General features: G+C 68.5%; 16 protein-coding genes. 7 read left to right on the forward strand and 9 right to left on the reverse strand.

Translation table 11 applies throughout. The annotated features are described in order from the left end of the window. From IAE24_RS25885 to IAE24_RS25895, 3 genes are all read left to right on the forward strand, one after another. A partial coding sequence (locus IAE24_RS25885; protein WP_200016401.1) for an efflux RND transporter permease subunit occupies positions 1-171 on the forward strand: 171 nt, incomplete at its 5' end. Between the two features lie 345 nt (positions 172-516). Beyond that, positions 517-3678, forward strand: coding sequence for a multidrug efflux RND transporter permease subunit (locus IAE24_RS25890; RefSeq protein ID WP_199961461.1), 3162 nt, complete (start codon positions 517-519; stop codon positions 3676-3678). Between the two features lie 23 nt (positions 3679-3701). Next, entirely contained in the window at positions 3702-5210 is a 1509-nt protein-coding gene (locus IAE24_RS25895) for an efflux transporter outer membrane subunit (protein ID WP_199961462.1), read from the forward strand. Between the two features lie 3 nt (positions 5211-5213). Here the strand turns inward: IAE24_RS25895 and IAE24_RS25900 are convergent, their stop codons facing one another. Further along, complete coding sequence (locus IAE24_RS25900) at positions 5214-5579, reverse strand: hypothetical protein (RefSeq protein WP_012204183.1); 366 nt, start codon at positions 5577-5579, stop codon at positions 5214-5216. A gap of 13 nt (positions 5580-5592) precedes the next feature. On the opposite strand from IAE24_RS25900, the gene IAE24_RS25905 reads away from it, so the two are divergent. Continuing rightward, positions 5593-6366, forward strand: a complete 774-nt coding sequence (locus IAE24_RS25905) for an ABC transporter ATP-binding protein (protein WP_199961463.1) — start codon at positions 5593-5595, stop codon at positions 6364-6366. A 26-nt stretch (positions 6367-6392) separates the two neighbouring features. Here the strand turns inward: IAE24_RS25905 and IAE24_RS25910 are convergent, their stop codons facing one another. The 4 genes from IAE24_RS25910 to IAE24_RS25925 form a co-directional block, all read right to left on the reverse strand. Continuing rightward, positions 6393-7205 carry a LytR/AlgR family response regulator transcription factor gene (locus IAE24_RS25910; RefSeq protein ID WP_199961464.1) on the reverse strand — a complete coding sequence of 271 codons (813 nt, stop codon included), beginning with the start codon at positions 7203-7205 and terminating at the stop codon, positions 6393-6395. A 140-nt stretch (positions 7206-7345) separates the two neighbouring features. Continuing rightward, a complete protein-coding gene (locus IAE24_RS25915; protein ID WP_199961494.1) occupies positions 7346-8434 on the reverse strand; it encodes a sensor histidine kinase in 1089 nt (362 codons plus the stop codon). 29 nt (positions 8435-8463) lie between these two features. Then, positions 8464-8790 carry a 2TM domain-containing protein gene (locus IAE24_RS25920; RefSeq protein WP_099734335.1) on the reverse strand — a complete coding sequence of 109 codons (327 nt, stop codon included), beginning with the start codon at positions 8788-8790 and terminating at the stop codon, positions 8464-8466. Positions 8791-8824: 34 nt separating this feature from the next. After that, the gene (locus IAE24_RS25925) at positions 8825-9235 is read right to left on the reverse strand and encodes a DUF2306 domain-containing protein (protein ID WP_199961465.1); all 411 of its coding nucleotides are present in this window, start codon (positions 9233-9235) and stop codon (positions 8825-8827) included. Positions 9236-9557: 322 nt separating this feature from the next. Between IAE24_RS25925 and IAE24_RS25930 the strand changes: the two genes are divergently transcribed. Both IAE24_RS25930 and IAE24_RS25935 read left to right on the forward strand, forming a co-directional pair. Continuing rightward, positions 9558-11723 (forward strand): TonB-dependent receptor, encoded by a 2166-nt coding sequence (locus IAE24_RS25930; RefSeq protein ID WP_199961466.1) that lies wholly within the window; start codon positions 9558-9560, stop codon positions 11721-11723. A gap of 18 nt (positions 11724-11741) precedes the next feature. Then, on the forward strand, positions 11742-12971 hold the full coding sequence (locus IAE24_RS25935) for a PepSY-associated TM helix domain-containing protein (protein WP_013803594.1): 1230 nt from the start codon (positions 11742-11744) through the stop codon (positions 12969-12971). A 328-nt stretch (positions 12972-13299) separates the two neighbouring features. On the opposite strand, the gene IAE24_RS25940 is transcribed toward IAE24_RS25935, so the two are convergent. Continuing rightward, positions 13300-13578: a PsiF family protein gene (locus IAE24_RS25940; protein ID WP_043781210.1), complete on the reverse strand. Its 279-nt coding sequence runs from the start codon at positions 13576-13578 to the stop codon at positions 13300-13302. A gap of 193 nt (positions 13579-13771) precedes the next feature. On the opposite strand from IAE24_RS25940, the gene IAE24_RS25945 reads away from it, so the two are divergent. Further along, entirely contained in the window at positions 13772-14599 is an 828-nt protein-coding gene (locus IAE24_RS25945) for an undecaprenyl-diphosphate phosphatase (protein WP_013803592.1), read from the forward strand. A 91-nt stretch (positions 14600-14690) separates the two neighbouring features. Here the strand turns inward: IAE24_RS25945 and IAE24_RS25950 are convergent, their stop codons facing one another. The 3 genes from IAE24_RS25950 to mutS are packed head-to-tail and all read right to left on the reverse strand — an operon-like array spanning position 14691 to position 19259. Next, the gene (locus IAE24_RS25950; RefSeq protein WP_199961467.1) at positions 14691-15560 is read right to left on the reverse strand and encodes an alpha/beta fold hydrolase; all 870 of its coding nucleotides are present in this window, start codon (positions 15558-15560) and stop codon (positions 14691-14693) included. After that, entirely contained in the window at positions 15557-16615 is a 1059-nt protein-coding gene (locus IAE24_RS25955) for a proteasome-type protease (RefSeq protein ID WP_013803590.1), read from the reverse strand. The genes IAE24_RS25950 and IAE24_RS25955 overlap by 4 nt, the downstream gene beginning before the upstream one ends. 55 nt (positions 16616-16670) lie before the next feature. Next, a complete protein-coding gene (gene mutS / locus IAE24_RS25960) occupies positions 16671-19259 on the reverse strand; it encodes a DNA mismatch repair protein MutS (RefSeq protein WP_199961468.1) in 2589 nt (862 codons plus the stop codon). Positions 19260-19436: the final 177 nt, after the last annotated feature.

The raw sequence follows: 19436 nt of genomic DNA on the forward strand, positions 1-19436 counted from the left end.
GGGGTGGGCAGTGAGTTGCGGCATCCGTTGGGGGTGACGTTGGTGGGGGGCTTGCTGGTGAGTCAGTTGCTGACTCTGTTCACTACGCCTGTGATTTATTTGACGTTTGAGGGGTGGGCGCAGAGGTGGCGGGATCGTCGGGGTGCTTCTTCGGAGCAGGCCCATGCTTGAGCTTGATCTGCGCTTTTGGCTGGCGCCGCTGGCCGGGGCTCGGCCCGGCGGCCGAGCGACATTATTTTGGGGGGGCAAAAAAATAGGAAAAAAAACGCGCCCCACTGCCCGCGACCCCTTCGCTTCGCTGCGGGGCCACCTGCGTCGTGGCGCTTGCGGGGTTCGCCGTGAAACTCACTTCGCGCTGGCGCGCTGCGTTCAGACAATCACGGCGAGTCAGAGGACGAAGCAGTCCTGTCCTTCGGCAGGACTGCAACCCCGCAAGCGCCACGACGCAGGCGCGGGCAGAAGGGGAGTTTGCTCGGGCCATCGCTTCGCTCGGCCTGGGATTTTTGGGGCTGGATCATGAGCCAGCTTTCCAATCTCTCGGCGCCGTTCATCTTCCGGCCCATTGCTACCATGCTGATGACCATCGGCCTGGCGCTGGCGGGGGCAGTGTCGTATTTCCTGTTGCCGGTGGCGCCGCTGCCGCAGGTGGACTATCCGACGATTTCGGTGTCGGCCAGCCTGCCGGGTGCAAGCCCGGACACGATGGCTGCCACGGTGGCGACGCCGCTGGAGCGGGCGCTGGGGGCGATTGCGGGGGTCAATGAGATCACGTCCAGCTCCAGCCTGGGCAGTACGCGCATCACGCTGCAGTTCGACCTGTCGCGCACGGTGGACAGCGCGGCGCGCGATGTGCAGGCCGCCATCAATGCGGCGCGCACGCTGCTGCCTTCGGGCATGCCGGGCAATCCGACGTATCGCAAGGTGAATCCGGCCGATGCGCCGATCATGATCCTGGCGCTGACGTCCAGCGCACTGACGCGCGGGCAGATGTATGACGCGGCGTCCACCGTGCTGGCGCAGAAGCTCTCGCAGGTGGAGGGCGTGGGCCAGGCGTCCATCAGCGGGGGGGCGCTGCCGGCCGTGCGCGTGGAGCTGGACCCGGTGAAGCTGGCGGCCAATGGCGTGTCGCTGGACCAGGTGCGTACCGCCATTTCGGCCACGAATGCCAACCGGCCGCTGGGCGCGGTGGAGCGCGAGGACCATTACTGGCAGGTGACCGCCAATGACCAGGCGCGCGTGGCGGCCGACTATGCGCCGCTGGTGCTGCGCTGGAGCAATGGCAATGCGATCCGGCTGCAGGACGTGGCCGATGTCACGGATTCGGTGCAGGACGTGCGCAACTACGGCGTGGCCAATGGCAAGCCCGCCATCCTGCTGCAGATCTTCAAGCAGCCCGATGCCAACATCCTGGAGGCCGTGGCGCGCGTGCGCTCTTTGCTGCCGCAGCTCAAGGCGTCCATTCCCGAGGCCATCGATCTGACCATCGTGTCCGACCGCACGCCCACGCTGCGCGCCTCGGTGGTGGAGGTGGAACGGGCGCTGTTGATCGCCGTGGCGCTGGTGATCCTGGTGGTGTTCCTGTTCCTGCGCAATGGCCGGGCCACGCTGATTCCGGCCGTGGCCGTGCCGGTGTCGCTGGCGGGCACGTTCGGCGTGATGTACCTGGCCGGCTATACGCTGGACAACCTGTCGCTGATGGCGCTGACCGTGGCCACGGGCTTTGTGGTGGACGATGCCATCGTGGTGCTGGAGAACGTGATGCGCCACATGGAGCGCGGCAAGACCGCGCTGCGCGCGGCGCTGGACGGGGCGCGCGAGATCGGGTTCACCGTGGTGTCCATGAGCCTGTCGCTGATCGCGGTGTTCGTGCCCATCCTGTTCATGGGCGGCATCGTGGGGCGGTTCTTCCGCGAGTTCGCGGTGGTGATGTCGGCGGCCATTCTGATCTCGATGGTGGTGTCGCTGACCACCACGCCCATGATGTGCGCGGCGCTGCTGCGCCCGCAGCGTGTCGCTCAGCCGGGCCGGCCGCGCAACGGCCTGCAGCGCGCCTGGGACCGCTTCGGCGCCTGGGTGGGCCGGGCCGAGCGGCGTGCCATGTCCGGCTACCGCGCAAGCCTGGCCTGGTGCCTGCGCCACCAGCCGCTGGTGCTGCTGGTGCTGGCCGGCGTGGTGGCGCTGAACGTGCACCTGTACATGGCCATCGACAAGGGTTTCATGCCCAGCCAGGACACGGGCCGCGTGATGGGCTTCATCCGGGCCGATCAGTCCACCTCCTACCAGGCCATGGAGCAGCGGCTCAAGCGCTTCCTGTCCATCGTGCAGGAAGACCCGGCCGTGGAGTACGTGACGGGCTTCACGGGCGGCGGCCAGCGCAATGCGGCCAACATGTTCATGTCGCTCAAGCCGCTGGCCGAGCGCAAGGTATCGTCCGACGAGGTGATCAACCGCCTGCGCGACAAGCTCAAGAACGAGCCCGGCGCGCGGCTGTTCATGGTCACGCAAAGCGATATCCGCATCGGCGGGCGGCAAAGCTCGGGCTCGTATGACTACACGCTGCAGGCCGACGACATCCAGGACCTGCGCACCTGGGAGCCGCGCATCCGCCAGGTGCTTTCGCAACTGCCCCAGCTCACGGACGTGAACAGCGATGTGTCCGACTTCGGCCTGCAGACCTCGCTGGTGATCGACCGCGACGCGGCCACGCGCCTGGGGCTGACCGTGTCGCAGATCGACGGCACGCTCAACAACGCCTTCGGCCAGCGCCAGGTGGGCGTGATCTACAACCCGCTCAACCAGTACCGCGTGGTGATGGAGGCCGCGCCCCGCTACCTGCAAAGCCCCGAGACGCTGCGCGGCTTCTTCTTCGTGAACAACCAGGGCGTGCAGGTGCCGCTGACCTCGTTTGCGCGCATCACCACCACCAACACGCCGCTGGCCGTGAACCACGACCGGGGCACGCCGGCCAGCACCATCAGCTTCAGCCTGGCCGAGGGCGTGGCGCTGTCGGATGCCAGCGACGCCATCCGCGCGGCCGTGGCTGATTTGGGCGTGCCCGTGTCGGTGCGCGGCAGCTTCAGCGGCACGGCCGGGGCCTTCCAGCAGGCGCTGTCCGGGCAGCCGCTGCTGATCCTGGCGGCCATCATCACCATCTATCTGGTGCTGGGCGTGCTCTATGAGAGCCTGGTGCATCCGCTGACCATCCTGTCCACGCTGCCCTCGGCCGGCGTGGGCGCGCTGATGGCGCTGATGCTGTTCAAGACGGAGTTCTCGCTGATCGCGCTGATCGGGGTGATTTTGCTGATCGGCATCGTCAAGAAGAACGCCATCATGATGATCGACTTCGCGCTGGAGCGGCAGCGCGCCGGCCATGCCACGGCCGCCCAGGCCATCTACCGCGCCTGCGAGCTGCGGCTGCGCCCCATCCTCATGACCAGCCTGGCGGCCATCTGCGGCGCACTGCCGCTGGCCCTGGGCCGGGGCGATGGCGCCGAGCTGCGCCAGCCGCTGGGCATTGCCATCGTGGGCGGCCTGATGCTGAGCCAGCTGCTCACGCTCTACACCACGCCCGTGGTCTATGTGCTGCTGGACAGGCTGCGCCAGCGTGCCATGGGCCTGCGTGCCCGCGTGCAGGGCAAGGACCGCGGCACCCCTGTGCCCGCCGCATCACCCCAGTGAACCGAATCCGAAAGCCCAAGGCCATGCAGCTGAAGACACTCCAAACCCCGGCGATCTGGCTGGCTGCCGCGCTGCTGGCCGGCTGCTCCACGCAGAGCGCCTACCAGCGCCCCGCACTCGAGGTGCCGGCCCAGTTCAAGGAAGCCACGCCCGAGGCGGCCGAGGCCGGCATCTGGCGGCCCGCAGATCCGTCGCGCGCGCAAGTGCCCGACAACTGGTGGGAGCTGTTCGGCGACGAGCAGCTCAACCGCCTGCAGCAGCAGGCCGCCACCGGCAACCAGAGCATTGCCCAGGCCGCCGCGCGCCTGCGTGCCGCGCAGGCGGCCGTGGCCAGCAGCCAGGCCGGGCTGTTCCCCACGCTGGGCAGCACGGCCGGCGCCACGCGCTCGCGCAGCGGCGGGGCCTCCGGTGCATCGGGCGCATCAGGCACGGGCGGCAACACCGGCAGTAGCGGCAGTAGCGGCAACATCTCGACCAACTACTCGCTGGGCCTGAACGCCAGCTGGGAACTGGACCTGTGGGGCCGCGTGTCGGGCACGGTCAGCGCCAGCCAGGCCAGCGCCCAGGCCAGCAGCGACGACCTGGCCGCCGCGCGCCTGTCGGCCCAGGCATCGATCACGCAGACCTATTTCTCGCTGCGCGCGGCCGATGCCAGCGTGCGGCTGCTGCAGGAAACACTGCAGAGCTACGAGCAAAGCCTCAAGCTCACCAACAACCGCTACCGCGCGGGCGTGGCCTCGTCGGCCGACGTGGCCCAGGCCGAGGCGCAGTACAAAAGCACCCAGGCCCAGCTCATCGAGGCGCAGACCAGCCGCGCCCAGCTGGAGCACGCCCTGGCCGCGCTGCTGGGCCTGCCGCCGGCCGCCTTCAGCCTGGAGGCCGGCGCCGAGCTGCCGCCGCCGCCCGAGGTGCCGGCCATGCTGTCGTCCCAACTGCTGGAGCAGCGCCCCGACATTGCAGCGGCCGAGCGCCGCGTGGCCGCCGCCAACGCCCAGGTGGGCGTGGCGCGCGCGGCCTTCTTCCCGGCGCTCACGCTGTCGGCCACGGCCGGCTACCGGGGTGCATCGCTGTCCAACCTGGTGAGTGCGCCCAACCTGTTCTGGTCGCTGGGCCCGTCGCTGGCGCTGGCGTTGTTCGACGGCGGCGCGCGTACGGCGGCCGTGGAGTCGGCGCGTGCCTCGCTGGACCTGGCCGCCGCCACCTACCGCCAGACCGTGCTGACGGCGTTGCAGGAGGTGGAGGACAACCTGGTCACCGCATCCGCCCTGGCGCGCGAGCAGCAGGTGCAGATCGAGGCCGTGGCCGCCGCGCAGAAGGCGCTGGATGTCGTCAACAACCAGTACCGCGCGGGCACGGTGGCCTATCTGAATGTGCTCAGCGCCCAGACCACGGTGCTGTCGGCGCGGCGCAGCCTGATCGATGTGCGCAACCGGCGGCTGGCCGCCGTCAACACCTTGCTCAAGAACGTGGCCGGGCGCTGGGAGCCGCTGGGGCCGGCCTCCGTGCAGGGGCCGCAGGCTGTCGCGCGCTGATGTTCAGTCCTGCAGCTCGAAGGCCTGGCGCAATGCTTCGCCGAAGGCCGCGCTGCCGCTGATCGACAGGTTCACCGTGGTGCGGCCATCCCCCGCCGCCACGGATTGCAGGCGCGCCGTGGCTGCGTCAAAGCGCCAGGCCAGCGGCTGGCCGCCATCGTCCTGGGCCTGCAGCTCGTAGTCCCAGTCGCCGCCTTCCTCGATGGGGCCGCGCCGGCCCTTGAAGCGGCGGTGCGCCCAGGCCAGCAATTGCTCCACCTCGGCCGCCAGCGCCGGCACGCGCGTGGCGGGCACGCTGGCCATGGCGTCCCAGCAGCCTGTGCCTTCGTCGTCTTCGCTGTAGTCGAAATCCAGGTAGTCGAGGGTCATGGTGGCGGTCCGCATGCGTAGTGCGTGGTTGGAAAAGGGAAAGCCCGGCATTGTGCCGCGTGCACAATCGCCCGCATCGCAGAACCGGAAAGACATTCAGATGGACACCGCACAGCAATCGATGGCGCCGCCGATGGTGAGCGCGCAGTCCCTGCGCTTCGGGCAGCCGGGCCTGCTGCTGTGGGATGGCGCCTCGCACGACTGGCCCGTGGGCCTGTGCCTGGTGCGCGGCGGCGAGGGCTGCGGCAAGACCAGCCTGCTGCAAATGCTGGCCGGCCAGTTGCCCTTGCAGGCCGGGCGCCTGGCGTATCCGCAGCAGCCGGACCCCTCGCAGCGCCCCGCACTGTTTTGGCGCGACCCGCGCGCCGAGCTGTCCAATGCCGAGCGCGCTCGGCCCGCGCAGGAATGGGTGCAGGACCAGCGGCAATTGCACCCGGCCTGGAGCGAGGCGGCATGGCAGGCCCATGCCGACGGCCTGGGCCTGGAGCCCCACCTGCACAAGCCCCTGTTGGCCCTGTCCACGGGCAGCCTGCGCAAGCTGTGGATGGCGGCGGGCTGGGCCAGCGGCGTGCCGCTGCTGCTGATCGACGAGCCGCTGGCCGCGCTGGACCGGGGATCGATCGACCATGTGCAGCGCACGCTGGCGGGGCTCAACCGTGCGGGCCAGCAATCGGCCCCCGTGGCCGGGCATGGCCCCCGCTGCGTGATCGTCGCCCACTGGGACAAGATGCAGGGCGTGGCCTGGGACGACGTGCTGGACCTGCCCGATCAGCCGCCGCTGCGCTGACGGAGCCGGCCCACCTACATCGCCACCTACATCGCCTTGAACCGCTGCGCGTAGAGGCGGCTGACGGCCAGTTTTTCCGCTCGCTCGCGCAGCTGCAGCCACAGCCGGCCGGCCTCGTCGCGCTGGGCACTGGCAATGGCGGCTGCGCGCACCACCGTGCCGCGGTGCACCTGCCAGAAATCCTCGGCGTCCAGCCGGGGCAGCAGTTCCTTGAGCGGCGTGCGCACCAGGTACTCATGCGAGGCCGTGAGCACGCGCACGTACTTGTCGGCGGCCTCGAAGTAGACGACGTCGTGCACGGGCACCATCTGGATCTGCGTGCCCACGCCGGCCTGGATCATCTGCAGCGGCGGCTCGGTAGCGGTGGCGGCGGGGGCCGTGGCGCCGGCCAGGTGCCGCAATTGCTCCAGCGCCTGCGCCAGGGCAGCGCCAGCCGGGGCCACCGTGCGCTGGGCCAGCAGCTCGCGCAGGCGCTGCACGCTGCGCGCCAGCCGCTCGGGCTGCACGGGCTTGAGCAGGTAGTCCACGGCCTGGGCCTCGAAGGCGTCCATGGCGTACTGGTCATAGGCGGTCACGAAGACCAGGATGGGAAACGGCTGCGCCTCTGGCCAGGCGTCGGCCAGTTCGGCAGCGGCCTCCAGGCCGCTTTGGCCCGGCATGCGGATGTCGAAGAACAGCACATCGGGCTGCAGCGCCAGCGCCTGCCGGGCGGCACTCAGGCCGTCGCCCACCATGGCGGCAATCTGCAGCTCGGGCCAGGCGCGGGCCAGGGCCTGGCGCAGGTCCTCGGCCAGCAGGGGTTCGTCTTCGGCGATCAGGGCGCGGGGGGCGTAGGTCATTTCAGTCTTCTATTTCACTTGCGCATTGCCGACAGCGTATGAAACTGGCGCGGCCCAACTCAGGGACACCGAGGAAGGGCCGCCCCGCACCGAGGGTGTCGTCCCCCCCGCGAAGCGAGAGGGGGAAGGCGCGAAGCGACTCAGGGGGTGCATTTGAGGGTGATTCTGGCTAGCGTGCCGCCTTCGGGCAGGGCGGCCAGTTCGAAGTGCGCGGCGTCGCCATAGCGGCTGGCCAGGCGCTCGCGCAGCTGGGCCGTGCCGAAGCGGCTGCCGGGCAGGGCGGGCGCTCCGGAATCCAGGCCCATGCCGTTGTCGGCCACGGTCAACTCCAGCGGGCCGCCGGCGGTGCGGCGCGCGCGCACGGCGATATGCCCGCCTTCCAGCTTGGGCTCCAGTCCGTGGCGTATGCAGTTTTCCACCAGGGGCTGCAGCAGCAGCGGCGGCACGGGCACCTGGGCCAGGTCCTCGGGCAGGTCCAGCGTGTATTGCAGGCGCGGGCCCATGCGGATGGACATCAGCGCCAGGTAGTCGCGCAGGCGTGCAAACTCTTCGCCCAGCGCATGCTCGGTGCTGCGCGAGCCGCCCAGCGTGGCGCGCAGGTAGGCGATCAGATGGTCCAGCATGGCCTGGGCGCGCTGCGGGTCGCTGGCCATCAGCACGCGCAGGTTGGCCAGGGTGTTGAACAGCATGTGCGGCTCCAGCTGGGCCTGCAGCAGGGTGAGTTTGGCCTCGGCCGCCTGGCGGCGGGCCTGCTCGGCCTGCATCTGCAGGTGGCGCGAGTAGCCCAGCAGGAAGAAGGCCAGCGACATCACCGTGCTGGCGACGATGGTGACGGCCAGAGGTATCCACAGACGGTGCATCAGGGCCGTGCTGGCGTCGGGATCGGCCCACTGCCTGTAGGCCGTGCCGATCAGCGACCCGATCACGAACCCCGTCACGATGCCGGCCACCACCAGCGCGGCGCCGCGCCAGCCGCCGGGCCAGGGAATGTCCTGGCCCCGCGTCAGGCGCCAGCGGCCCAGTTCGATGGTGAGCCAGCTGGTCAGGCCGATCGACAGCGAGTAGATGAGGTTCACGTCCCAGCGGCCATGGTTGCTCAGGCTGAATGCGGCGGCAATCAGGGCGCAGGCCGAGGTCGTTGCGATGCCGTGGCGCAGCAGCGTGGTCCGCTCCACGATGTGGCCAGGGGCGGCCGGCTGGCGTGTGGCGTTGGATGCGGGGTCGGGCATGGAGGGCAATGGTAGTCCCATGGCGTCGTTCAGCGGGCGCGGCCCTGGCGTGACTGCAGGGCCTGCCGCTCGCGCTCCACCATGCGCCCGTGCCAGCCGTTGCCCGGCAGGGCCAGCCAGACCACGGCCCCGTGGATGGCCAGCCCCAGGCCCCAGCCCAGGGCCGGGAAGATGGCCCAGTGCCTGCCCTGGGACAGCGACAGCGCCGCCAGCCCGAGGTTGACCAGCACATAGACGCTGGCGTGGATCATCCAGCCCATCTTGGCGCCTGCGCGGCGGCGCGCCATGCGCTCCAGGGCATCGTCGTCGTGGCGGGCAGAGGGATCGCGGGGATCAAGGGTATCGAGGGTTCGCATGGGAAGTTCTCCGTCAGGGGGAAGGAAAGCGGCGTCAGGCCAGGCCCAGCTGCTGCCACAGCAGGTCGCCCAGGTAGCGGCCGGGCAGCAGGGTGAACAGGCCCGCCACGACGCAGGCGCCGATGTAGACGCTGCGCATGATCTTGCGGTGGCCGGCGATATTGCCGTGGTACAGGTGCCAGAACGAGCGGCCCAGGCCGGCAACGGTCAGCGGCACCAGCAGGTGGACGGGCGTGTAGCCGGCCCAGTTGGGCAGACGGTAGTCGCGGATGAAGCAGGCGGACACCGCCGCGCAGACCATGAGCGTGACGAAGGCGTAGCCGGCCGCGCGGTGCAGGCGGGGATGGACGGCGGCCTGGCGGCGTGCCAGCAGGGCGATGGCACCCGTGGCCGTGGCCCCGAGGGCGGCGCTCATGTGGATGGCGATCAGCGGTGTCATTTGCATGGCGGTGTCCTGGCGTGCGGCCCGGCTCTGCGGGCCTGTATGGGACAGGACTGTCGCTGCTGGACGCGGGCCGGGCCAGCGCCATGCGACGGACGGGCGCCGGCAGGGCGCCAGATGCATCGGGGCGCCGCGAGCTGCAGGGATCTCCGTGGTCGTTGGAAGATTGTGGCTATGGGGAGTGCGCACAAACTATTGCGAAGGGCCTTTGAATTCAATCACTTGGAGGATTGCTTCGATGCAACAGATTGAGAAAATTCATAGCAGCGCCCTAACGTGGTTGGTAAGCTAACGGATTCTGTAAATCATTCTCAGTATCATCCTCATGCCCTCCATCCGCCCGATTTCCCTGGCCGTTCTCTGCCTGTGCAGCCAGCAGGCCCTGATTGCCCAGACCCGGGGCGGCGACCCCGTGCTGGAGGCCGTGACGGTGGAGGCCAGTGCCGACGCATCGGCCCAGGGCCTGTCCAAGCCCTTCGCAGGCGGCCAGGTGGCCACGGGCGCGCGCAACGGCGTGCTGGGCACGCTGGACTGGAAGAACTCCTCGTTCTCCACCACCAGCTACACGCAGCAGCTGATCGAGGACACCCAGTCCAAGAGCGTGGGCGACGTGCTGCTCAACGACCCGGGCGTGCGCCAGGCGCGCGGCTTCGGCAACTTCCAGGAGCTGTATGTGCTGCGCGGCTTCCCGGTGTACTCGGACGACATCGCCTACAACGGCCTGTACGGCCTGCTGCCGCGCCAGTACATCGCCTCGGAGTTCTTCGAGCGCGTGGAGGTGCTGCGCGGCGCCAATGCCTTCCTCAATGGCGCGGCACCGGGCGGCAGCGGCATTGGCGGCACCATCAGCCTGCTGCCCAAGCGCGCCGGCAACGATGCGCTGACGCGCGTGGGCGCCGGCATCCAGACGGGCGGCCAGGCCTTTGTCTCCACCGACATCTCGCGCCGCTTCGGCCCTGACCAGAGCACCGGCATCCGCCTGAACGCCGTGCGCCGCGACGGCGGCACGGGCGTGGATGGCGAAGACCGCTCGCTCACCGGCCTGGGCGTGGGCCTGGACTGGCGCAGCCGCAACGTGCGCCTGTCGGGCGACGTGGGCTACCAGCGCAACAGCTATAACGGCGGCCGCCCCAGCGTGACGCCCGGCAACTTCATCCCGGCCGTGCCCGACAACAAGACCAACTACGGCCAGAACTGGTCGTACTCCACCGAGCGCGACCTGTTCGCCACGCTGCGCGCCGAATGGGACATCAATGACACCACCACGGCCTGGGCCGCAGGCGGCCTGCGCCGCGGCAAGGAAGACAACTCCCTGAGCGGCGTGACCGTGAGCAATGCGGCCGGCGACACCACGGGCACGCGCTTCGACAACAAGCGCAAGGACAGCGTGGGCACGGGCGAGGTCGGCATCCGCACGCGCCTGGCCACGGGCAGCGTGGGCCACGAGCTGGTGGCCACGGCCAGCACCTACTCGGCCACCGAGCGCAATGCCTGGGGCATGGGCTTTGGCGTGGTCAACAACATCTACAACCCCTGGAGCAGCGCGCGCCCCGCCATGACGCTGTTCGGCGGCAATCTGGCCGACCCCACGCGTGCGGGCGAAACCCAACTCAACAGCTTTGCCATCGGCGACACGCTGACGATGCTGGACGAGCGCCTGCGCCTGACCGTGGGCGTGCGCCGCCAGAGCATCGAGCAAAGCAGCTACGACTACAACACGGGCGCGCAGACCGACAACTACAAGAAGTCGGCCACCACGCCCATGCTGGGCCTGGTGTTCAAGACCAGCGAGAACACCTCGGTCTACGCCAACTACATCGAAGGCCTGACCAAGGGCGCCGTGGCGCCGCAGACGGCCAACGACCTGCCCGTGTCCAACGGCGGCCAGGTGTTCGCGCCCTACAAGTCGCGCCAGAAGGAAATCGGCTTCAAGTGGCAAGGCCAGCAGCTGGGCGCCACGGTGGCGCTGTACACCACGGACATGCCTTCGGCCTATGTGGCCAACCAGGTCTTCGGCCAGTACGGCAAGCAGCGCAACAGCGGCCTGGAGGCCACGGTCTTCGGCGAGCCCGTCAAGGGCCTGCGCGTGCTGGGCGGCGTGACCTTCAGCGAAGCCAAGATCCGCGAGGCCGCCGATGCCACCACCATTGGCAACTACGCCATCGGCGTGCCCAAGCGCCTGCTCAACCTGGGTGTGGATTGGGATGTGCCCGGCGTCTCGGGCCTGGCCCTCAATGCGCGCGTGATGCACACCTCCAGCCAGTACGCCAACGGCGCCAACACGCTGAAGGTGGCCTCCTGGACGCGCACCGACATCGGCGCGCGTTATCTCATGGACATCGGCAACAACCGCCTGCTGACCCTGCGCGCGCGCATCGACAACCTGTTCGACAAGGGCTACTGGTCGTCCGTGGGCGGCTACCCGGGCGCCAACTACCTGGTGCAGTCCATGCCGCGCACCTTCTCGCTGAGCGCATCGGTGGACTTCTGAGCCGGAGCGATCTGAAGCATGCGCGCGTTGTGGACGGTGGTGCACCGCTGGATCGGCCTGGTGCTGGCCGGTTTCCTCACCATGGCCGGCCTCACCGGGGCCGTGCTGTCCTGGGACCATGAAATCGACGAATGGCTCAACGCCGACATGCTGGAGACCCCGGCACGCGGCCCGCTGAAGACCCCGCTGGAGCTGGCCGCCGCCGTCCAGGCCAGCGAGCCGCGCGCCGAGATCAGCTACATGACCCTGGGCCTGGTCGAGGGCGAAGCCGCCATGTTCATGGTGCGCCCCCGGCCCGACCCGGCCACGGGCCAGGCGCCTGCGCTGGGCTATGACACGGTCTTTGTCGACCCGGTCAGCGGCCACATCACGGGCCAGCGCAACGGGCGCAGCTTTGCGCTCAGCCAGCGCAACCTCATGCCCTGGCTGCGCCACCTGCACGAAAGCCTGCTGGCCCCGCGCTTTTGGGGCACGGACCGCTGGGGCTACTGGTTCATGGGCAGCCTGGCCCTGCTGTGGGTGGCCGACAGCTTTGTCGCGCTGCTGCTGACCTTTCCCGTCAAGCTCAGGAAAAGCGCCCCGCGCCTGACGGCGGCCGTGGGATCGTGGTGGCGGCGCTGGCTGCCCTCATGGCGCGTGCGCTGGGGCGGCGGCGCCTACAAGCTCAACTTCGACCTGCACCGCGCGGGCGGCCTGTGGGTCTGGGCCGTCATCGTCATCGTGGCCTTCACCTCGTTCTCGCTGAACCTGTACCGCGAAGTCTTCTACCCGGTGATGAGCACCGTCTCCACCACCACGCCCGGCCCCTACGAAACCCTCAAGCCCGCGCCCCAGGGCACGCTCCTCGTGCCCCAGGTCTCGTTCGCCCAGGCCATCGCCATCGCCCAGAGCGAGGCCAAGCGCCTGGGCTTCGCCCAGCCCGCAGGCGGCATCTGGTGGGGCGGGGACTTCCCGTTCTACAACATCTCCTTCTTCGACCCGCACGACGAAACCGGCGCCATGGGCATGGGCCTGTCCAACATCTACGTCAGCTCGGACAACGGCGAAGTCCTGGGCACCTACCGCCCCTGGCACGGCACCGCAGCCGACGTCTTCGTCCAGCTGCAGCTGCCCCTGCACAGCGGCCGCATCCTCGGCACCCCCGGCCGCGTGCTCATGTCCTTCGTCGGCGTGCTCGTCGCCGTCCTGTCGATCACCGGCGTCATCATCTGGTGGCGCAAACGCAGAGCTAGGAAGATGACCCCCTGAGCGGCTGCGCCGCTTCCCCCTTCTCGCTTCGCGGAGGGGGACGCAGCCCTCACTGCGGGGCGGCCCTTGCTCGGCTGCCCGCGCTTGAGCCCTGCGAGTTTGAACGGCTGTCGGTAGTGCACGGCTCCATTGATAGCCAAATCAGAAAACTATCCGCCTAAACAGCAAAGCCACCGAAAACGGTGGCTTTTTGCAATGCTTGACGGGCTCAAGGCCATCCCGACTGGCGCGCCCCAAAGCGAGGGACACCGAGGAAGGGCCGCCCCGCACCGAGGGTGTCGTCCCCCCCGCGCAGCGAGAGGGGGAAGGCGCGCAGCGCCTCAGGGGGTCAGTCCTTCTTCAAGCATTCGCTCATGAACGCCTTGCGCTCATCACCCTTCTTGCCCGTGGCGTCCACGTTGCAGGTCTTCATGCGTTCCTGCTGGCGCTTCTTGCCGTCGGACAGGCAGGACTTCATGAACTCCTTGCGTTCATCGCCTTTCTTGCCGGTGGCTTCGGTGTTGCAGGTGCCCATCAGCTTTTGCTGGGCCGTGGGAGCCTTGTCCCCTGCGGCCATGCCCATGCTGCAGGCCAGGGAGACAACTGCCAGAACAACGATTTTTTTCATGATGGAATGGTTTTGAAGGCGCGCTGAAGTCCAGCGCACCCACATTGCAGCACAGTGCCGGGCGCGCAGCAACGTTGCGGGCCGCGCGTTGTAAAAGTTTGCGATTGCCGCTGACAGGCGGGCAGGCGGACACCGGCAGGCCATGGCCAGCGCAGATAATGGCCCACTTTTGCATTGCAACAGGACGCTTGCCGTGGACATTCTTTTGCTGGTCAAGGCCGCCATCATGGGCATCGTGGAAGGGCTGACGGAGTTCCTTCCCATCTCTTCCACCGGGCACCTCATCCTTGCAGGCTCGCTGCTGGGCTTCGACGATGCCAAGGCCAAGGTCTTCGACATCGCCATCCAGACCGGCGCCATCTTCGCCGTGGTGCTGGTGTACTGGCAGAAGATCCGCTCCACCGTGGTCGACCTGCCCACCAGCCGCCAGGCGCAAAGGCTCACGCTGAACGTCATCATCGGCTTTCTGCCGGCCGTGGTGCTGGCGCTGATCTTCGGCAAGTTCATCAAGGCGCACCTGTTCACGCCCACCGTGGTGGCCACTACCTTCATCCTGGGCGGCTTCGTCATCCTGTGGGCCGAGCGCCGGCCGGCATCGGCCATGCGCGTGCAGACCGTGGACGAGATGACGCCGCTGGACGCCCTCAAGGTCGGCCTGGTGCAGTGCCTGGCCATGATTCCCGGCACCAGCCGCAGCGGCGCCACCATCATCGGCGGCATGCTGATGGGCCTGTCGCGCAAGGCGGCCACCGACTTTTCGTTCTTCCTGGCCATTCCCACGCTGATCGGCGCCGGCGTCTACAGCCTCTACAAGGAGCGCGCCCTGCTGTCGGCGGCCGACATCCCCATGTTCGCCGTGGGCCTGGTGTTCTCCTTCATCAGCGCCTGGCTGTGCGTGCGCTGGCTGCTGCGCTACATCTCCACCAACAGCTTCGTGCCGTTTGCCTGGTACCGCATCGCCTTCGGCATCATCGTGCTGGTGACGGCCTTCACCGGGGTCGTGAGCTGGAGCGAGGTTTGACCCAGGCTTGGGCGAAGGGCCCCAGGCATTCCTCAGGCACCAACGCAGAAGGCCACCGCAAGGTGGCCTTTTCACATTCGGGGTGCCCGGTTCAGCCCTCGGGGCCGAGCAGGTTCAGCAGAGATGCCTCGATGGCGGCGGCCGTGGCATGGGGCCGCTCCATGGGGAACAGGTGGCTGCCGTCCAGCATCATCACGCGCCCGCGCGTGATGCGGCGCGTCAGGTCCATGCCCACCTGGCGCATCTCCACCGAGGCACGCCCGCCGATGAAGGCCGCCGGGCAGCGCAGCGGATGGTGGTGCAGCAGCGAGGCCAGGTTGTGCGGCAAGGTGTTGTAGATGGCGGTCTCCACCTCGCGCGTGAAGTTCAGCATGCGCCGGCCGTCCACATCGGCCAGGCCGCCCTGCACATAGTCCTGGAGCACCTGCGGGTGCCATTGCGCAAACACCTTCTTGGCGCGGAAGTAGGTCATGGCCTCGTCATCGCTGTCCCATGCATTGCGGCGGCGGGCGCTGATCTTGCCCGGCGAGACCGAGCCCACCAGCTGGGTGCGCTTGGCCACGCCCACGGCATTGGCGCGCCAGCCGCTGAGCAGGGGCGAGTCGATCAGCAGCACGCCGCGCGCCAGTTCGGGGTGGCGCGCAGCCGTCATCACGCTCAGGAAACCGCCCAGCGAATGCCCGACCAGAAAGACCGGACCGCCCACGCGCTCGACCTCGGCACGCGTGAACTCGGCCAGTTGTTCGACCAGGTGCGGCCAGTTGTTGGTGACGGGAAAGCGCGGGTCATGGCCGAAGCGCTCCACGCCCTGCGCCGCGATGCCGCGCTCGGCCAGCAGCGAGAACAGCAGCCGGTAGGTGGGCAGCGCAAAGCTGTTGGCATGCGAGAAGACCACGGGCAGCGGTGCCGATTCCGTGCCCGCATCGCTGTCGGCCCGCAGCGCGGGCCGGGCCGCGTTCACGGCTGAGGCTCCTGGCCGGTCCGGTCCGGAGCATCCGGCATGCCTTGCTGGTGGCCGGAGGGTTGCCCGGCGTCCGGCCGCATGGGCGATGCCGGGCCCGGCTGCAGGGGCGTCATGGGCGAGGTGGCCAGCCCGTCGGCCGTGGAGGTGCCCAGGCCTGCACCCGTGCCGCTGTGATAGGGCTGGCGCAGCGCCGCAGGCGGCAGCCGGCCCATGGTGCGCGCGTTGGAGCGCAGGGCGCCGGCCGGCGCGGTGACCTTGGTCAGCGGCTGGGCCTGGCGGCTGTGCACGCGAATGGGCACCGCGGAGTCGCCGCCATCCCAGGCCGGGTCTTCGATGCTGTCGAAGACATGGCGCAGGCGCTCGCCCCAGCTGTCGTGCAGCATGCGGAAATACGGATTGCTCTCGTCGATGCTGACGATCTTGTCGGAGGCGAAGCGGTCCTTCTCGTACACGATCAGGTCCAGCGGCAGGCCCACCGAGAGGTTGGACTTGAGCGTGCTGTCCATGGACACCAGGGCGCACTTGGCGGCCTCGTCCAGCGGCGTGCGCGGCGTGATCACGCGGTCCAGCACAGGCTTGCCGTACTTGGATTCGCCGATCTGGAAGTAGGGCGTCTCACTCGTGGCCTCGATGAAGTTGCCTGCCGAGTAGACCTGGAACAGCCGCATGTTCTCGCCCTGGATCTGGCCGCCCAGCACCAGCGAGATATTGAAGTCCACGCCCGACCGGGACAGCGCCACGCCGTCGCGCTCGAACACATGGCGCACGGCCGCGCCCAGGACGCGGGCCGCGTCGAACATGCTGCGCACGTTCCAGATGGTCAGCATGTCGCCCGTGGCCTCGTCGCGCAGTTGCTGGCTCTCCAGCAGCTCGCGCACCGATTGGGTGATGGACAGGTTGCCGGCCGACAGCAGCACCATGAAGCGGTCGCCGGGGTTCTCGTAGACCATGAGCTTGCGGAACGAGCTGATCTGGTCCAGGCCGGCATTGGTGCGCGAGTCGGCCAGGAAAACCAGGCCGGCGTTGAGCTTGATGGCAACGCAATAAGTCATGGGAACATCCGAAACTGCGGGATCGACAAGTTTAGTGCGAGGCGATTGACCGCGTTCAGGCGGCGATCTTCTTGAGCTGGTAAAGGGCTTCCAGCGCCTCGCGCGGGCTCAGTGCGTCGGGATTGATGGCGGCCAGCGCCTGGGCCAGCGGGTCGTGGCGGCTTTCGAGCTCGGGCATGTCGGGCGCATCGAACAGGTCCACCTGCAGGCGGCCCTCGTCGGCATGGGCCTCCAGTGCCTCCAGCGCATGGCGCGCGTGGTGCAGCACGCCGGCCGGCATGCCCGCCAGCTTGGCCACCTGGATACCGTAGCTGCGGCTGGCCGGGCCGGGCTGGATCTCGTGCAGGAAGACGATGTCCTGGCCCGACTCCGCCGCGCTCACATGCATGTTCACGGCCGCGCGTGCCTTGGCCGGCAGCTCGGTCAGCTCGAAGTAGTGCGTGGCAAACAGCGTGAAGGCGCGCGTCCTGTCGTGCAGCTGGGTGGCGATGCCGCTGGCCAGCGCCAGGCCGTCGAAGGTGCTGGTGCCCCGGCCGATCTCGTCCATCAGCACCAGGCTGTGCGGCGTGGCTGAGTGCAGGATCTGCGCGGCCTCGGTCATCTCCATCATGAAGGTGGACTGGGCATTGGCCAGGTCGTCGGCCGCGCCGATGCGCGTATGGATGGCATCGATGGGCCCCAGCCGGCAGCTGGACGCCGGCACATGCGAGCCCATGCTGGCCAGCAGCACGATCAGCGCCACCTGGCGCATATAGGTCGACTTGCCGCCCATGTTGGGGCCGGTGATGACCTGCATGCGCGTGTTGGCGTTCATGCGCGTGTGGTTGGCGATGAAGCTGCCGCTGGAGGTCTCGGCCATGCGCGCTTCCACCACCGGGTGGCGTCCGGCCTCGATCTCGATGCAGGGATGGTTCACGAACTCGGGCGCGCACCAGTTCAGCGTCAGCGAGCGCTCGGCCAGCGTGCACAGCACGTCGATGGCGGCAATGGCACCGGCCACGCGCGTGAGCGCCGGCACATGGGGCTGCAGCTGGTCCAGCAACTGCTCGTAGAGGAATTTCTCGCGCTGCAGCGCACGCTCCTGCGCGGACAGGGCCTTGTCCTCGAAGGCCTTGAGCTCGGGCGTGATGTAGCGCTCGGCATTCTTCAGCGTCTGGCGGCGGCGGTAGCGCTCGGGCACCGCGTCCTTGTAGCTGTTGGTGATCTCTATATAGAAGCCGTGCACCTTGTTGAACTGCACGCGCAGGTTGGGAATGCCGGTCAGCAGCTTTTCCTTGGCCTCCAGCTCCAGCAGGAAGTCGTCGCAGTTGTTCTGGATGGCGCGCAGCTCGTCCAGTTCGGCGTCGTAGCCCGTGGCGAACACGCCGCCGTCGCGCACCAGGGCGGCCGGCTCTTCCATGATGGCGCGCACCAGCAGTTCGGCGCAGCCCTCGGGCGGCTGCAGGTCGGCAAACAGCTGGGTCAGGTGGGCCGAGGGCGTCTGCCCGGCCTGGGCCAGCACGGCCGCCTTGTGCAGCGTGCGGCCCAGTCCCACCAGCTCGCGCGGGCGCACCTGGCGCAGTGCGGTGCGCGCCGTGATGCGCTCCACATCGCTCACGCCCTTGAGCTGCTCGCGCAACTGCTGCCAGGGAGCGGCCATGCCGCCTGCGCTGGCGCCCTGCAGCGCCCGCGTGGCTTCCAGACGCGCCATGGCCTGCGTGCGGTCGCGGCGCGGCTCCAGCAGCCAGGCCTTGAGCAGGCGGCTGCCCATGCCCGTCATGCAGGTGTCCAGCAGAGAGAACAATGTGGGCGAATCCTCGCCGCGCAGCGTCTTGACCAGCTCCAGGTTGCGGCGCGTGGCCAGCGGCAGCGCAATCAGCTCATCGTCGCGCTGCACCTGCAGAGCGTGGATGTGCGACAGGCTGCGGCCCTGCGTGTGCTCCGCATACGACAGCAGGGCGGCGCTGGCGCCATGGGCCAGCGGCAGGTCCTCGGCCTCCCAGGCCTTGAGGCTGGCGGCGCCCAGCAGCTCCAGCAGCTTGCGCTCGCCCAGGCCGCCGTCGAACTGCCAGTCGGGGCGCGGCGACAGCGGGCAGGCAATGGAGCCGCCATGGCGCAGCGCGAACAGGCTCTGCTCGAAACGCTCGGTCACGCCTGCGCTGTAGATCAGCTCGCTGGGCGCAATGCGCGAAATCCAGGCGCCCAGCTCGTCGTGGGAGCATTCGGCCAGGTGGATGCGCCCCTGCGTCACCGCCATCCAGGCCAGGCCGCAGCGCTGGCGCCCGGCCGTGTGCAGGGACAGCAAGATCGCCTCGCTCTTGTCCGACAGCAGCTCACTGTCGGTCAGCGTGCCTGGCGTCACCACGCGCACCACCTTGCGCTCCACCGGGCCCTTGGCGGCGCCCACCTCGCCCACCTGCTCGCAGATCGCCACCGACTCGCCCAGCTTGATCAGCCGGCCCAGGTAGTTCTCCAGCGCATGGAAGGGCACGCCCGCCATAGGAATCGGCTGCCCCGCCGTCTGCCCGCGCGTGGTCAGCGTGATATCCAGCAGCCGCGCCACCTTCTCCGCATCCCCGAAGAACAGCTCGTAGAAATCCCCCATGCGGTAGAAAACCAGCGTGTCGGGGTAGTTGATCTTGATGCCCAGGTACTGCTGCATCATCGGCGTATGTTGCGCCAAATCGACTGCGCTAAGTTCTTGATTGGATTCGCTATTCTCGGATTTAACTTTTTTCATCAATAACTTAGGTTGTGCTGCTGTACGTAAATACAGTGTGCCAACACCTCAAAGAAACCCCGCTACACTTCGCGCCGTGGCGTAACTTTTTTGCCTGCCTTG

The organism is Delftia sp. S65 (assembly GCF_016516495.1).
GTDB classification, from domain to species: Bacteria; Pseudomonadota; Gammaproteobacteria; order Burkholderiales; family Burkholderiaceae_C; genus Comamonas; species Comamonas acidovorans.

Coding starts and splice junctions, on each gene's coding strand:
- IAE24_RS25905 (WP_199961463.1), top strand. CDS start 5,593: ATGCGTAGTGCGTGGTTGGAAAAGGGAAAGCCCGGCATTGTGCCGCGT.
- IAE24_RS25920 (WP_099734335.1), bottom strand. CDS start 8,790: ATGCGAACCCTCGATACCCTTGATCCCCGCGATCCCTCTGCCCGCCAC.
- IAE24_RS25955 (WP_013803590.1), bottom strand. CDS start 16,615: ATGACTTATTGCGTTGCCATCAAGCTCAACGCCGGCCTGGTTTTCCTG.
- IAE24_RS25925 (WP_199961465.1), bottom strand. CDS start 9,235: ATGCAAATGACACCGCTGATCGCCATCCACATGAGCGCCGCCCTCGGG.
- IAE24_RS25930 (WP_199961466.1), top strand. CDS start 9,558: ATGCCCTCCATCCGCCCGATTTCCCTGGCCGTTCTCTGCCTGTGCAGC.
- IAE24_RS25900 (WP_012204183.1), bottom strand. CDS start 5,579: ATGACCCTCGACTACCTGGATTTCGACTACAGCGAAGACGACGAAGGC.
- IAE24_RS25940 (WP_043781210.1), bottom strand. CDS start 13,578: ATGAAAAAAATCGTTGTTCTGGCAGTTGTCTCCCTGGCCTGCAGCATG.
- mutS (WP_199961468.1), bottom strand. CDS start 19,259: ATGATGCAGCAGTACCTGGGCATCAAGATCAACTACCCCGACACGCTG.
- IAE24_RS25895 (WP_199961462.1), top strand. CDS start 3,702: ATGCAGCTGAAGACACTCCAAACCCCGGCGATCTGGCTGGCTGCCGCG.
- IAE24_RS25915 (WP_199961494.1), bottom strand. CDS start 8,434: ATGCCCGACCCCGCATCCAACGCCACACGCCAGCCGGCCGCCCCTGGC.
- IAE24_RS25910 (WP_199961464.1), bottom strand. CDS start 7,205: ATGACCTACGCCCCCCGCGCCCTGATCGCCGAAGACGAACCCCTGCTG.
- IAE24_RS25890 (WP_199961461.1), top strand. CDS start 517: ATGAGCCAGCTTTCCAATCTCTCGGCGCCGTTCATCTTCCGGCCCATT.
- IAE24_RS25935 (WP_013803594.1), top strand. CDS start 11,742: ATGCGCGCGTTGTGGACGGTGGTGCACCGCTGGATCGGCCTGGTGCTG.